This is a genomic window from Cupriavidus sp. HY129, assembly GCF_059492215.1.
This window is the reverse complement of the sequence record NZ_CP083255.1, coordinates 502902-516817: the sequence shown is the minus strand read 5'-3', so window position 1 is coordinate 516817 and position 13916 is coordinate 502902. Positions and strand designations below refer to the sequence as shown.

Here is a 13916-nt window from a genome sequence, read left to right as displayed (position 1 = left end):
ACGCGTCATACACGAAATACACGCAAGAGACGTAGAGACCAACATGACTGCCGCGAAGATCAAGGTGCTGTGCGTGGACGATTCCGCGCTGATACGCAGCCTGATGTCGGAAATCATCAACAGCCAGCCGGACATGGAGGTGGTGGGTACCGCCCCGGATCCGCTGGTGGCGCGCGACCTGATCAAGCGCGTCAATCCGGACGTGCTGACGCTGGACGTAGAAATGCCGCGCATGGACGGCCTGGATTTTCTTGAGCGCCTGATGCGCCTGCGGCCGATGCCGGTGCTCATGGTGTCGTCGCTGACCGAGCGCGGGTCCGAGATCACGATGCGCGCGCTGGAACTCGGCGCCGTGGACTTCGTGACCAAGCCGAAGCTCGGTATCCGCGAAGGCCTGCTGGACTACACGCAGACGATCGCGGACAAGATCCGCGCCGCATCGCGCGCCCGCGTGCGTGCGCGTGCGGAGCAGAGCGCTGGCGCGGCGCCCGTCGCGCCGATGCTGCGCGCGCCGCTGTTGTCGACGGAAAAGCTGATCATCGTCGGGGCTTCCACGGGTGGCACCGAGGCGATCAAGGATTTCCTGACGCCGCTACCACCCGATTCTCCGGCGGTCATGATCGTCCAGCACATGCCGGCGGGTTTCACGAAGTCGTTCGCGCACCGCCTGAACGGCCTGTGCCGCATCACGGTCAAGGAAGCCGAGCATGGCGAGCGTGTGCTGCCAGGCTATGCGTACATCGCGCCCGGCGATTCGCACCTGCTGCTGGCACGTAGCGGCGCGAACTACGTGGCGCACCTGTCCCAGGAAGCGCCGGTCAATCGGCACCGACCGTCCGTGGATGTGCTGTTCGATTCCGCCGCGATTCACGGTGGCAAGAACGTCACGGGCGTGATCCTGACCGGCATGGGCAAGGACGGCGCGCGCGGCATGTTGCGAATGCGCGAGGCAGGCGCCTACAACCTGGCGCAGGACGAGCAATCCTGCATCGTGTTTGGTATGCCGAAGGAAGCCATCGCGGCCGGCGGTGTGCATGAAGTGGTGCCCCTGCACCAGATGAGCCAGCGCGTCATGGCGCACCTGGCTACGTTTGGCGCGCGGGCGCAGCGCGTATAGCGCGCGAGAGGTCAGATAAGCAGCAATCATCCGGATGGCATGGCCATCCGCAACCGTTTTGGAGCCGTAACAGTGGACAAGAACATCAAGATTCTCGTGGTCGACGATTTCCCGACCATGCGCCGGATCATCCGCAACCTGCTCAAGGAGCTTGGTTTCACCAACGTGGACGAAGCCGAGGACGGCGCAGCCGGCCTGGAGAAGGTCAAGGATGGCAGCTTCCAGTTCGTGGTTTCGGACTGGAACATGCCGAACATGGATGGCCTCACCATGTTGCAGACGATCCGCGCGACGCCCGAGATCGCCAAGACGCCGGTGCTGATGGTGACGGCTGAAGCCAAGAAGGAGAACATCATCGCCGCCGCGCAGGCAGGCGCCAATGGCTACGTGGTCAAGCCGTTTACCGCCGCCACGCTCGACGAGAAGATCACCAAGATCTTCGAGAAAATGGGTCAATAAGAGGGACGCGACATGTCGACGACTCCGACTTTCAGCAACGAAGCGGCCGAGCAGATCATCCATCGCATCGGCAACCTGACCCGGATGCTGCGCGACAACATGCGGGAGCTGGGGCTCGACAAGGAAATCGAGCGCGCCGCCCAGGCCATTCCCGACGCGCGCGACCGTCTGAGCTACATCGCCGCCATGACCGAGCAGGCTGCCGAGCGTTCGCTCACGGCCGTGGAACTGGCGCAGCCGCTGCAGGAAGAACTCGAGGCCAAGGCCACCGCGCTGGACAAGCGCTGGGGCGAGTGGTTCGAGCAACCCGTGGAGTTGGGCGACGCCCGCGCGCTGGTGCTCGACACGCGCGAGTTCCTGACCGAGGTTCCGGAGAAGACCAAGGCCACCGGCAGCCATCTGCTCGAGATCATGATGGCCCAGGACTTCCAGGACCTGACGGGCCAGGTGATCAAGAAGATGATGGACATGATCCGCACGCTGGAGCAGGAACTGCTGCAGGTGCTGATCGACAACGTGCCGGCCGATCGGCGCGTGGAGGCGCCCCCTTCCCTGATCAATGGTCCGCAGATCAATCCCGAAGGCAAGGCCGATGTGGTGTCGGACCAGTCGCAGGTGGACGATCTGCTGGCGAGCCTTGGCTTCTGAAGCCGTTTGGCGATAGGCTTCCGCTCTCCCGCATCGCGGGAGAGCGGCGCTTCAGCGCACCTTCGCATTCACTGGCACAATCGCAGCAAACACGGTTTCTCCCCCTGCCAGAGGATTGCCCCCATGCCTGCTCGCTGTACCGTTGTTGCCCTCGCAGCCGCCGCACTTGCCGGAATTGCCCACGCGCAGACGCTGCCCCTCCCACAGGTCTCCCCAGCGGTAGACACTGCCTACACCAAACTCGAAGCATCCCCGGTCCACAAGAAGCTGATGACGGACGTCCGCGCCGATGACGCGCGCGCGCTGACCGAACTGAAGACCATGACCGAGATTCCCGCGCCGCCCTTCAAGGAGCGCGCGCGCGCCGAGTACTTCGTCTCGCGGCTCAAGGCGCTTGGCCTGGCCGATGCCCATATTGATGCCGAAGGCAATGCGGTCGGGATCCGCAAGGGCGTGGGCAATGGCCCGAAACTGCTGATTTCCGCCCACCTCGATACGGTCTTCCCGGAAGGCACCGATGTCACCGTCAAGGCGCGTGACGGCAAGCTATACGCCCCCGGTATCGGCGACGACACGCGCGGACTCGCTGTGCTGTTGTCCTGGCTGAAGGTGCTCAACGAAAACAATGTGCGGACGGTTGGCGATCTGGTCTTCGTGGGCAACGTCGGCGAGGAAGAACTTGGCAACCTGCGCGGCATGAAGGCGGTGTTCCGCGAGCATCCCGATATCGACGGCATGGTCGGCATCGAACCCGGCACCGGCGATCGCGTGCTGACGCAGGGCACCGGCAGCCATCGCTACGAAGTGACCTTCCGCGGTCCCGGCGGTCACAGCTTTGGCGCGTTTGGCCTGCCCAGCGCCATTCATGCCATGGGGCGCGCTATCAGCAAGATCAGCGATGTGCGCACGCCATCCGATCCCAAGACCACGTTCACGGTCGGCACGGTTTCCGGCGGGACGTCGGTCAACGCGATCGCGGGCGATGCGCGCATGGCGGTCGATATCCGTTCGAACGGCACGCCGGCGCTGCTGGAAACCGAAAAGCACATCATGGATGCGATTGCAGCCGGGGTTGCGGACGAGAATCGTCGCTGGGCGCCAGCCACGGGCCAAGACATCACGTTCCAGACGAAGCTGATTGGCGATCGCCCGGCCGGGCAGACGCCGACCGACTCGGTGATCGTACAATCGGCTGTCCGCGTGATTCACGCCAACAGCAAGGAGGCGCCAACCCTGCGGGGCGGCAGCACCGACGCCAACGTGCCGATGGCGCTGGGCATTCCGGCCATCATCATTGGCAGCGGCGGAAAATCGGGCGGCGCACACTCGCGTGGCGAGTGGTTTGATCCCACCAATGCCTGGGAAGGCGCGCAATGGGGCCTGACCACCGTGCTGGGTCTGGTCGGGGTGGACGGCGTGGATGCACCGCTGCTGGCACGGCGCCGGGGCAATCCGCCAATCACACGGTAAAGGGCTACGGGGGCTGCGGGGGCGGCGCGGGCTCCGCCAGCTTCGGGCGAGGTTGCGCCAGCCGCCCGCTTGCGCTTCAATGGTCGCCTTGCCGACCTAGCCGTAGCCCGAAATGACCGATACCCCCGACACTCCAGACACCCCCATGGCCACCGGGGCTTCGTCCCGCCCGCCACTGCGCGCCCTGACCCCGCTCGAAGGCCGTGTGGTGGCGGTGCTGCTCGAAAAGCAGTTCACCGTTCCCGATACCTATCCGTTGTCACTCAATGCGCTGGCCGCCGGTTGCAACCAGAAGACCGCGCGATCGCCGGTGATGAGCGTCGGCGAGGACGAGATCCTGACCGCCATCGATGGCCTCAAATCGCTGAGCCTCGTGTTCGAAGGCAGCAGCAGCCGGGTGCCCCGCTTCGAGCAGAACCTTGCCCGTGTGCTTGGCGTGCCGAGCCAGTCCGCGGCGTTGCTGTCCACGCTGCTGCTGCGCGGGCCGCAGACGGCGGCGGAACTGCGCCTGAACACGGCGCGGCTGCACGCCTTTGCCGATATCTCCTCGGTCGAGGCGTTCCTGGACGAGCTGGCCGAACGCGATCCCGCCCTGGTCGTGAAGCTGCCCCGTGGCCCGGGGGAGCGCGAACACCGCTGGACGCACCTGCTATGCGGAGAAGTCAGTCTGGCCGAAGCGCCGGGCCCACGCGCGAGCGCGAGCATCGAGATCGCGCCGTCGGAGCTGGAGGCGCTCCGGATCAGCCATCGCGAGCTGGAAGACAAGGTGGCGCGCCTGCAGGCGCTGGTCGAGGAGATGGCCGAACAACTGGGCATCTCCATCGACCCGGAGCGCCTGTCCTGAGTCTGCGCGCCTTGCGATGCGGCGTCGCCCGACGCTGAATCGTGCTGCATCGCAAAGGCGGCACATGCCGCCGGATGCCAGCTGGACAGTGCGCGATCCCGGCATTTTGGGGCGCTCCCCCTAAAGATCGGCCCCCCGGGGACCGTTAACGCCGCTGCCCCCTCCATTCCTGAAACAGGGACCTGTTTCCCCGCCTTTTCCTCCCAATGCTTCCCGGCCGGGGATTTGATAATCCTCGGTGACGAAGTGCCGTCCGCGCTTCGCGCCTGGAGCGTCCATGTCCGAGGAAAGCGATCTCGAGAAAACCGAACCCGCCACAGCCCGGCGCCTTGAAAAGGCGCGTGAAGAGGGGCAGGTGGTGCGTTCGCGCGAGCTCGGCACGTTCGTGATGCTGATGACCGGCGTGATCGGCCTTTGGAGCACGGGCGGCGTGCTGGGCCGCAAGCTCGATGCCGTGATGCATGCCGGCCTCGCGTTCGAGCCGGCCACGGCCTTCGACACGAATCGCATGTTGTCCCAGTTTGCCGCCATTGTCTGGGACGCCCTGCTGGCATTCCTGCCGCTTCTGCTGATGTTCGGCGTCGCGGCACTGGTGACGCCGCTGGCCCTGGGCGGCTGGATGTTCTCGACCAAGTCGTTCTCGCCCGATTTCTCGCGCATGTCGCCGATCGCCGGCCTCGGCCGGTTGTTCTCTGCGCATTCGCTGGTGGAACTGGCCAAGGCCATCGCCAAGTCGCTACTGGTGGGTGGCGTGGGCGCCTGGATGATCTGGCGCAAGCTGCCGGAGGCGATCGCGCTGATGGACGCGCCGATCCAGGAAGCACTGCTGCACATGATGGAACTGGTGCTGTATGTCAGCGGTGTGGTGGCGGGATCGCTGATCCTGGTGGCCGCGCTGGACGTGCCCTGGCAGCTCTATACGTTCCACAAGAAGCTCCGCATGACCAAGGAAGAGATCAAGCAGGAGATGAAGGAAACCGATGGCGATCCGCACATCAAGGCGCGTATCCGCCAGCAGCAGCGTGCCATTGCGCGCCGCCGCATGATGGCCGAAGTGCCCAAGGCCGACGTGGTGGTGACCAACCCCACGCACTACGCCGTGGCGCTGCGCTACGAGGAAGGCCGCATGGGCGCGCCGCGCGTGGTGGCCAAGGGTGCCGACGAAGTGGCCGCGCGGATCCGCGAACTGGCGGCGGAACACCGTGTGCCGATGCTGTCGGCGCCGCCGCTGGCACGTGCGCTGCATCGCCACGTCGAGCTGGGTCACGAGATCCCGGCCGGCCTGTACACCGCCGTGGCCGAGGTCCTGGCCTGGGTCTATCAACTGAAGAACTGGCACTACAGCTACGGTCCGCAGCCCGATGGGCCCGCGGATCTGGTGGTGCCGGATGAACTTGCCGTACCGGAAAGCCGCGCATGAACGCACTGACGAACATCCTCAACTTGCCGGGCCTGCGCTCCGGTGCCCAGATGAAGGCGCTCGCGGGGCCGGTGCTGATCATCATGATCCTCGGCATGATGATCCTGCCGTTGCCCGCGTTTGTGCTGGATCTGCTGTTCACGTTCAACATTGCGCTGTCGATCATGGTGCTGCTGGTCGGCATGTACACGCAGCGTCCGCTCGACTTCGCGGCGTTCCCGGCGGTCCTGCTGTTCTCCACGCTGCTGCGCCTGTCGCTGAACGTTGCCTCCACGCGCGTGGTGCTGCTCGAAGGACATACCGGCCCGGACGCCGCCGGCAAGGTGATCGAAGCCTTCGGCCACTTCCTGGTGGGTGGCAACTTCGCGGTCGGTATCGTGGTGTTCGCCATCCTGGTGGTGATCAACTTCATGGTGATCACCAAGGGCGCGGGCCGTATCGCCGAGGTGGGCGCGCGCTTCATGCTGGACGCGATGCCGGGCAAGCAGATGGCGATCGACGCGGACCTGAACGCCGGCCTGATCAATGAAGAGGGCGCGCGCAAGCGTCGTGCCGAGGTGGCGCAGGAGTCCGATTTCTACGGCGCGATGGATGGTGCGTCGAAGTTCGTGCGTGGCGATGCCATCGCGGGCCTGCTGGTCATGTTCATCAACGTCGTGGCCGGCATGGTCGTGGGCATGGTGCAGCACGACCTGGACTTTGGCACTGCGGTGCATAACTACACGCTGCTGACGATCGGCGACGGCCTCGTGGCGCAGATTCCGGCGCTGGTGATCTCCACGGCCGCCGGTGTCATCGTCTCGCGAGTGTCGAACGAGCAGGACGTCGGTCAGCAGCTGACCGGCCAGCTCTTCTCGAATCCGCGCGTGTTGTTCATCACGGCCGCCATTATCGGCATGATGGGCATCATCCCGGGAATGCCGCATTTCGCGTTCTTGCTGCTGGCTGCCGGGCTGATCTGGCTCGGTCGGTACATGTTGCGCCGCGAGGCCACGGCAGCAGAAACGAAGTCGAACGACGCGCGCGCGCCCGCCGCGCCGGCCGAGGCCGCCGAAGCGTCGTGGGAAGACGTCACGATGGTCGATCCGCTTGGCATGGAGGTGGGCTATCGCCTGATCACGCTGGTGGACCGCGCCCAGAACGGCGAGTTGCTGGGCCGTATCAAGAGCATCCGCAAGAAGATCGCGCAGGACATCGGCTTTCTCGTGCCGGTGGTCCATATCCGCGACAACCTGGAACTGAAGCCGACCGCCTATCGCATCACGCTCAAGGGCGTTGAGATTGGCAGTGGCGAAGCCAATCCGGGCCAGTGGATGGCGATCAACCCGGGCCAGGTCACCGGCACGCTGCCCGGCGCGGCCACGCGCGATCCGGCCTTCGGCCTGCCTGCCGTGTGGATCGACGCTGCCCTCAAGGAGCAGGCGCAGGCGTATGGCTACACCGTGGTCGACGCCAGCACCGTGGTGGCCACCCACCTGAACCACCTGATCCAGATGCACGCATCCGAGCTGCTGGGTCGCCAGGAAGTGCAGTCGCTGCTGGACCGTATCGCCAAGGAATCGCCCAAGCTTACCGAGGACCTGGTGCCGAAGACGATCACGCTGACCGGCCTGCAGAAGGTGTTGCAGAGCCTGCTGGACGAAGGCGTGGCGATCCGCGACATGCGAACGATCCTCGATGTCATCGCCGAACACGCGCCGAAGGTCAGCGATCCGGCCGAGTTGACCACGCTCGTGCGCGTGGCGCTGGGCCGCGCGATCACGCAGCAGCTTTTCCCCAACAACGCCGACCTGCAGGTCATCGGCCTCGATGCCGGCCTGGAGCGCGTGCTGTCGCAGGCGCTGGCCAATGGTGGCGGCATCGAGCCGGGTCTGGCCGATGCGGTGCTGCAGCAGGCGCAGGGCGCGGTGGTGCGCCAGGAGCAACTGGGTCTCGATCCGGTCCTGCTGGTGCCGTCGCCGCTGCGGCCGCTGATGGCGCGCTTCCTGCGCCGCACCCTGCCGCAGTTGAAGGTGTTGTCGCATGCCGAAGTACCGGACAACCGCAATATCCGCATCACCGCCATGATCGGCGGCGCAGCGTAAGGACTGAACATGAGCGTGGCAAAGTTTGTGGCGGCCAACGGCCGTGAAGCGATGCGCAAGGTGCGCGAGGCGATGGGCCCGGATGCCGTGGTGCTGTCGAACCGGACCATCGATGGCGGCGTGGAAATCGTCGCCATGCGCGACACCGATCTCGGCGCGGTGAACGCCAATGCGCAGCCCTATGTGTCGCCCTCGCCAGCCGCATCCCAGATCCTTGAGACCGCCCCGGTGCAGATCGGGCCGATCGCCATCGCGGCGGCCAATGCCGTCGACGGGCAGGCGACCCGGGCGGACGACGGCGTCATTGGTGATCTGCGTGGCGAGCTTGCGTCGATGCGTTCGATGCTCGAGCGCCAGTTTGCCGGCCTGTCCAGCGGCGCTGGCAATGTGGCCGTGGGCGATCCGCTGCGCGAGTCGCTGTTCGAGTGGATGGTGAACGCGGGCTTCTCTGGCCAGTTGTCACGTACGTTGATCTCCCGTCTGCCAGTGGGTACCGATCGTCCGGCCGCCATGTCGTGGATTCGGCAGGAAATCGCGAAGAAGGTGCCTGTGCTGTCCAACGAGGACGCACTGTTCGATCAGGGCGGCGTGCTGGCGCTGATCGGACCCACCGGCGTGGGCAAGACCACCACCACGGCCAAGCTGGCCGCGCGCTACGTGCTGCGCCACGGCGCCGATCGCCTGGCCTTGCTGACGACTGACCGTTTCCGGATCGGCGCGCACGAGCAGCTTCGCATCTACGGCGACATTCTGGGCGTGCCCGTGCACGCGGTGAAGGACGCCGCGGACCTGCGTTTCGCGCTATCGGCGATGAAGGACAAGCATCTGGTCATCATCGACACCGTTGGCATGAGCCAGCGCGATCGCAGCCTGTCCGACCAGATCGCGATGCTGGCTGGCGTGCAGGCGCCGATGCAGCGCGTGCTGCTGCTCAACGGCGCCGCGCATGGCGATACGCTCAATGAAGTCGTGCACGCCTATCGGCACGACGCTGCCGGCGACGCTGGTGGCATCGACGGCTGCATTATCAGCAAGCTCGATGAAGCGACGCATCTCGGTTCCGTGCTCGATGTGGTGATCCGCCATCGCTTGCCGGTTTTCTATGCTTCCACTGGCCAGCGTGTGCCGGAACATCTTGAACTTGCGCAGGCCAGCACGCTGGTGGAACGCGCGTTCATGACGCCGCGTCGTGGCTCGCTGTTCAATGACACCGACATGGCACGCCGCCATGCCGCTGCAGCGGACGCCGCAACGCCGCGCCCGGTCGAGCGCAATGGCGCCGATGACATGCTGCGTTCGTTGACTGACAGCGCTAATGCCGTGGGCACGTGCGTGGAAGAGTTGAACGCCGCGGGCTACGGCTTCGACGTCGCGCGCCAACTCTGGCAACAGCGCGGCGCCGGTGCCGTGGGCTTGCGGCAGATGGGCCAGCAGGCGCGCATGGCCATGTGCCGGGACGCCAGCCGGGCCTGCGAGCGCTATGTGCTCGCCGTATCGCAGAATTTTACGCAGCCGGTGCAAGGTCGTCGCGCGCCGCAGTTGATGCAATGCACCCTGTGGCTTGCCGACCGGGACGGGATGCCGCTGGCCGGTACCACCGCGCCGGTTGGCCGTACGCGGCAGTCGATGTCAGAAGCGGACGCCGATGCCGAAGCCGAGACCGTGCGCGCCACGCTGTCGGCGGCCCGTACCGTCGTCAACCTGAATGCATCGGTGCCATCGGCCGCCGTGATTGCGCGCTGGCATCAACTTGGCGAGCGCTGGGTGGCGGGTACGCGCAAGACCGCGCGTGTGATCACGGGTGGCGCCGCCAGCAAACTCGATGCCATCGCCGACACGCTGACGTTTCATGCGATTGGCGACACGACCTGGCGCGATCGCGACGCTGTGCACTGGGTTGGTCACTGCGCCGTGCGGATTCCGGAAGGGACGATTCGTGCGGCGGGACGCGCTCGCGACAACACGGCAGAGGCCGGTACCGAAGCCTGCCTCGTTGTCTCCCGCATGGCGGACCGTGATACCGGCGAAACGCTGGCGGTCGAGTACGTGCTGTGCGACGTGGCGCTGACCGATGACGCCGCGCAGGTCGCTCGCTGGATGCAATGGGCGAACGCCGCGGACGAGCAGTTCCGCACGCTGCGTCATGCCGCCGAGCACTTCGCGCAGGACGGCGATGCGTCGGACAGTCAGGGGGCCAGCATGGTGTCGCTCCAGCTCGGGCTGACCACGCTGCGCCTGCAGCACACCCCCACCGCAACTGCACCGGCGTTCCTGTCGCGCCTGGCTGGCCGCGCCGCGACACGTGCAAATGCGCCGGTGCCAGGCGCCGTGCTCAACGAGGGCATGGGTCGCCTGCTGGCGCTGCTGGATGTGCTGGAGAACTATCCGGGACGTACCGCCTCGCCTGCGCCCGTCGGTGATATCACTGCCGACGCGGCAATGCAGGCGACAGCCGGACTGCCGCAGTTGGCAGTCGCAGGGGAGTAAGCCTTGAACGTCATGGGTTCCGATCAGGCAGAAAGCCTGCGCCGTCTGCTGGCGCCGCGCGTCACCCGGCGCATCGCGGTGGTTGCCGCCGATGCGGGGGCGGGCGCCACCACGGTGACGCTGGGTCTGGCCAATGCGCTGGCCATGCAGGGCGAACGTGTGCTGCTCGTCGACGAGGATCGCCATGGCGTGCGTGCCACGCGTCTGTCGGGCGCCGCGCCTGTCGCAACGCTCGCCGATGCGCTGGCCGGCCGGGTGACCGCGGCCGCTGCGATTGGCACGCGCCCTGCCAGTGGCATCGCGGTGCTGCCGGCAGGTGATATCCCAGTCGATGCCGGGAACATGGACCGCGCGCTATCCGATCTGATTCCCGACATGCGGTCGGTGCTGATCGACGCGCGCACGGATGCGACCGGCGCGCTGTCGCCTCTGGCGGCAACCGCCCACAACGTGGTGATCGTCATGCGCCCGGAGGCAACGTCGATAACCGCGGCCTACGCGCGCATCAAGCGTCTGCATCACGAATACGCATGCCGTCGGTTCCATCTGGTCGTCAATATGGCGGCCGCCGAAGCGACCGTTGCCGCGCTGGCGCGCAATCTTGCCCGTACCGCGAGCCAGTACCTCGGCGTCGAGGCTGGTCTGACCGGATACCTGCCGATTGACCCGCTCGTGGCCCGCGCGTTGCAGCTTGGCCGTTGCGTGGTGGAAGCATATCCCGCAGCGGCATCCACCAGCGCGCTGCGCCACATCGCCAGCGGTATCGGCGCGTGGCCGTTGCGACACGAAACAACGCTCCAGGGAGCGGCTGTGGCCGTTCCCGCATGAAGCCAGAACAAGAAGTCGACAAGACCGGACACCGAGCCAGACATTCAGCCGCGGCCATGCTTGCGCGGCGCTGGCACCGATAGAAAGCATTTACCGAGAGTTCCACCATGTACACGATTCAGGGAAAGCTCGAACAGGCAGACGTGGTCAAATCGCACGCGCCGTTGGTGCGACGCATCGCGCTGCAGCTGGCGGCGAAGCTGCCGGCCAGCGTGCAGATCGACGACCTGATCCAGGCCGGCATGATCGGCCTGCTCGACGCCGCCAAGCGCTACGAGGACAACCATGGCGCGCGATTCGAGACCTACGCGAGCCAGCGCATTCGCGGCGCCATGCTCGACGAGGTGCGCGCCAATGATTGGCAATCGCGCAGTCTGCGTCAGTTCACACGCAAGATCGAACGCACGCAGCGCCAGCTCGAGCAGAAGCTCGGCCGGAGCCCCATCGACTCCGAAGTGGCGAAGGAACTCGAAATGGGGCTGGAGGAGTATCAGGAACTGCTCAACGAAGTCCATGGCTGCCAGTTGCTGCACTATGAGGACTTCGAACGTTCCGGGGAAGAAGACTTCCTGGATCGGCACCTTGGGGTGACCGACGAAGCGAATCCGCTCACGGTGCTGATGGAATCCGGAATGCGTGATGCGCTGATCCGTGCCATCGAGAAGCTGCCCGAGCGCGAGAAGCTCGTGCTCTCGCTTTGCTACGACCAGGAGTTGAACCTGCGTGAGATCGGGGCCGTGCTGGAAGTGACCGAATCGCGCGTCTGCCAGATCCGCAGCCAGGCCATTACGCGGCTGCGCAACCAGCTTCGCGGCATGTTGTGATGCGTCATCTTCTGGCGTTCGCGTTGTGTCTTTGTCTGGCCCCCACATGGGTCGACGCGCAGACATACGTGCGCGCCACCTACGAGCTCAGTGGGTCGCGTTATGCCTGGACCAGCTCCGCGCAGGGACCGCTGATTGCCAGTCGCGGCCAGCGCACGATGTCGTCGCCGGTGTTGCCTCCCGGCACGATGCCTCAGGCAAGCGGCATCGTTACATCGGTACGCTGGCGCTACAGCTTCGTCAGTACCCCGCCGATCGATCTGGAAGCATACCTGTGTAACGCGCGACGCTGCGTGCTGCTGTCTGGCGCGCAGGGGAAGACCGATGCGTTCGCGGGCGACGATGCGACTGGCGGGTTTGTGTTTGCCTACCGGGTTGCTGGCCGTGGGGGGCTGTCTCCCACCCTGCAAGGCCGCAGTAACGAGGTGACGGTGAGTTACCGATAGCGCGCCGGGCCAGGCCCGGCAATGAAACGGCCCGTGGACGGGTTCAATCTGCACGTATCTGCACGTCGCTGGCACTTCGGGTCGCTCGGAACAGGACTGCAGTCGTAAAAAAAGCCCGCTCCCAGCCAGTCATGACCAGAAGCGGGCAGGTGGAGCCCAGTCTCAAGCCGACGAATGAAGTGCCGTCAGAAGACGTGCTTCATGCCAAGCATTGCGCCGAACTGCGAGCCGCCAGGCGCGGGCGATGCGCCGGTGGAAGCGCTGTCCACGGACAGTGCCAGCTTGCCGCCGTTGTCGATATAGCCAAGCGTGGTGTAGACGGACGTGCGCTTGGAGAAGGCGTAGCTGGCACGTAACGCGCCCAGCCATGCCTTGTCGGCGCTGTTGTGGTACTTGAGGTAGAACGCCTCGCCGGAGAGCGTCACCGCAGGAGTGATGTCGTAGGCGACACCGGCATAGAACATGTCGCTGCGCGGCGTGGCGATGGCGCCGTTGCGACGCCCGATCCAGCCGGCGCCGATCTTGGCGCGGTCCACAAGCATGTAGCCACCGAGGGTGGCGCGATCATCCTTGAGCGAACTCGAAGTCAGGCCGCCGAATGCGCCGGGCCCGCCGCGCTGCGAGTCATAGGCGCCCAGGATGCCCCACCAGTTGGTTTCATACCCGAGCATGGCCGACCATTCGCGGCAGGCGGTCTTGTCGGCGGGGTTCTCGCCGCCGCAGTTGGTGCCGGAGGGGCTGGGACCGGCGTTGACGGTGTCGCGCCCGAAGCTGTAGGTAGCGCCAACGGTGAAGCCGCCGAACTTGCCCTTGTAGGCGATGGCGTTGTCGGCGCGGGCGTTGGGCAGGTAGTTGTCGAGCGAGCTCGAGCCGTAGGCGTTGGGGCCGAGGATGTCGGAGTCGAGCGTGGCCCAGAACAGCATGGTGTACTGGCGGCCGAGGCTGACCTGGCCCCAGTTGCCGGAGAGGCCGACCCATGCCTGGCGGCCGAAGAGGCGGCCGCCCTGGTTGGAGACGCCGCTGTCGGGGGCGAATCCGGATTCGAGCACGAAGTTGGCCTTCATGCCGCTGCCGAGGTCTTCGGTGCCGCGCAGGCCCCAGCGGGAGGGTACGGTGCCGCTGAGGTTGGCCATCTTGACGACGGAGTTGCTGGCGGTGCCGACGTGGTTGAGGTACTCGATGCCGGTGTCGATGACGCCGTAGAGCGTCACGGATTGGGCGTTGGCGATGGCGGGCAGGCCGAGCGCGGCCGCCAGCGCCAGGTGGCGCAGTTTCATCTTCTTCTCCTC

At 65.8% G+C, this 13916-nt stretch carries 12 protein-coding genes; 11 read left to right on the top strand and 1 reads right to left on the bottom strand.

Annotated features, from left to right (window positions below; translation table 11 throughout):
- Positions 1 to 43: 43 nt before the first annotated feature.
- The 11 genes from K6G35_RS18735 to K6G35_RS18685 all read left to right on the top strand — a co-directional run bounded on the left by K6G35_RS18735 (position 44) and on the right by K6G35_RS18685 (position 12627).
- Entirely contained in the window at positions 44 to 1117 is a 1074-nt protein-coding gene (locus K6G35_RS18735; RefSeq protein ID WP_011518214.1) for a protein-glutamate methylesterase/protein-glutamine glutaminase, read from the top strand.
- Positions 1118 to 1189: 72 nt separating this feature from the next.
- The gene (gene cheY, locus K6G35_RS18730; protein ID WP_008641058.1) at positions 1190 to 1576 is read left to right on the top strand and encodes a chemotaxis response regulator CheY; all 387 of its coding nucleotides are present in this window, start codon (positions 1190 to 1192) and stop codon (positions 1574 to 1576) included.
- A 12-nt stretch (positions 1577 to 1588) separates the two neighbouring features.
- Positions 1589 to 2224, top strand: coding sequence for a protein phosphatase CheZ (cheZ, locus tag K6G35_RS18725; RefSeq protein WP_011518216.1), 636 nt, complete (start codon positions 1589 to 1591; stop codon positions 2222 to 2224).
- Between the two features lie 123 nt (positions 2225 to 2347).
- On the top strand, positions 2348 to 3694 hold the full coding sequence (locus tag K6G35_RS18720) for a M20/M25/M40 family metallo-hydrolase (RefSeq protein ID WP_286881224.1): 1347 nt from the start codon (positions 2348 to 2350) through the stop codon (positions 3692 to 3694).
- Positions 3695 to 3806: 112 nt separating this feature from the next.
- Complete coding sequence (locus tag K6G35_RS18715) at positions 3807 to 4538, top strand: YceH family protein (RefSeq protein WP_080709609.1); 732 nt, start codon at positions 3807 to 3809, stop codon at positions 4536 to 4538.
- 277 nt (positions 4539 to 4815) lie between these two features.
- The gene (gene flhB / locus K6G35_RS18710) at positions 4816 to 5958 is read left to right on the top strand and encodes a flagellar biosynthesis protein FlhB (RefSeq protein WP_035880719.1); all 1143 of its coding nucleotides are present in this window, start codon (positions 4816 to 4818) and stop codon (positions 5956 to 5958) included.
- On the top strand, positions 5955 to 8042 hold the full coding sequence (flhA, locus tag K6G35_RS18705) for a flagellar biosynthesis protein FlhA (protein ID WP_286881220.1): 2088 nt from the start codon (positions 5955 to 5957) through the stop codon (positions 8040 to 8042). The genes flhB and flhA overlap by 4 nt, the downstream gene beginning before the upstream one ends.
- Positions 8043 to 8051: 9 nt before the next feature.
- Entirely contained in the window at positions 8052 to 10529 is a 2478-nt protein-coding gene (gene flhF / locus K6G35_RS18700; protein ID WP_495676848.1) for a flagellar biosynthesis GTPase FlhF, read from the top strand.
- A 12-nt stretch (positions 10530 to 10541) separates the two neighbouring features.
- Positions 10542 to 11357: a MinD/ParA family ATP-binding protein gene (locus tag K6G35_RS18695; protein WP_495677149.1), complete on the top strand. Its 816-nt coding sequence runs from the start codon at positions 10542 to 10544 to the stop codon at positions 11355 to 11357.
- Between the two features lie 107 nt (positions 11358 to 11464).
- A complete protein-coding gene (locus tag K6G35_RS18690) occupies positions 11465 to 12181 on the top strand; it encodes an RNA polymerase sigma factor FliA (RefSeq protein WP_008641079.1) in 717 nt (238 codons plus the stop codon).
- The gene (locus K6G35_RS18685) at positions 12181 to 12627 is read left to right on the top strand and encodes a flagellar protein FlhE (protein ID WP_008641080.1); all 447 of its coding nucleotides are present in this window, start codon (positions 12181 to 12183) and stop codon (positions 12625 to 12627) included. Before K6G35_RS18690 ends, K6G35_RS18685 begins: the two co-directional genes overlap by 1 nt.
- A 185-nt stretch (positions 12628 to 12812) precedes the next feature.
- On the opposite strand, the gene K6G35_RS18680 is transcribed toward K6G35_RS18685, so the two are convergent.
- Entirely contained in the window at positions 12813 to 13904 is a 1092-nt protein-coding gene (locus tag K6G35_RS18680; RefSeq protein ID WP_008641081.1) for a porin, read from the bottom strand.
- Positions 13905 to 13916: the final 12 nt, after the last annotated feature.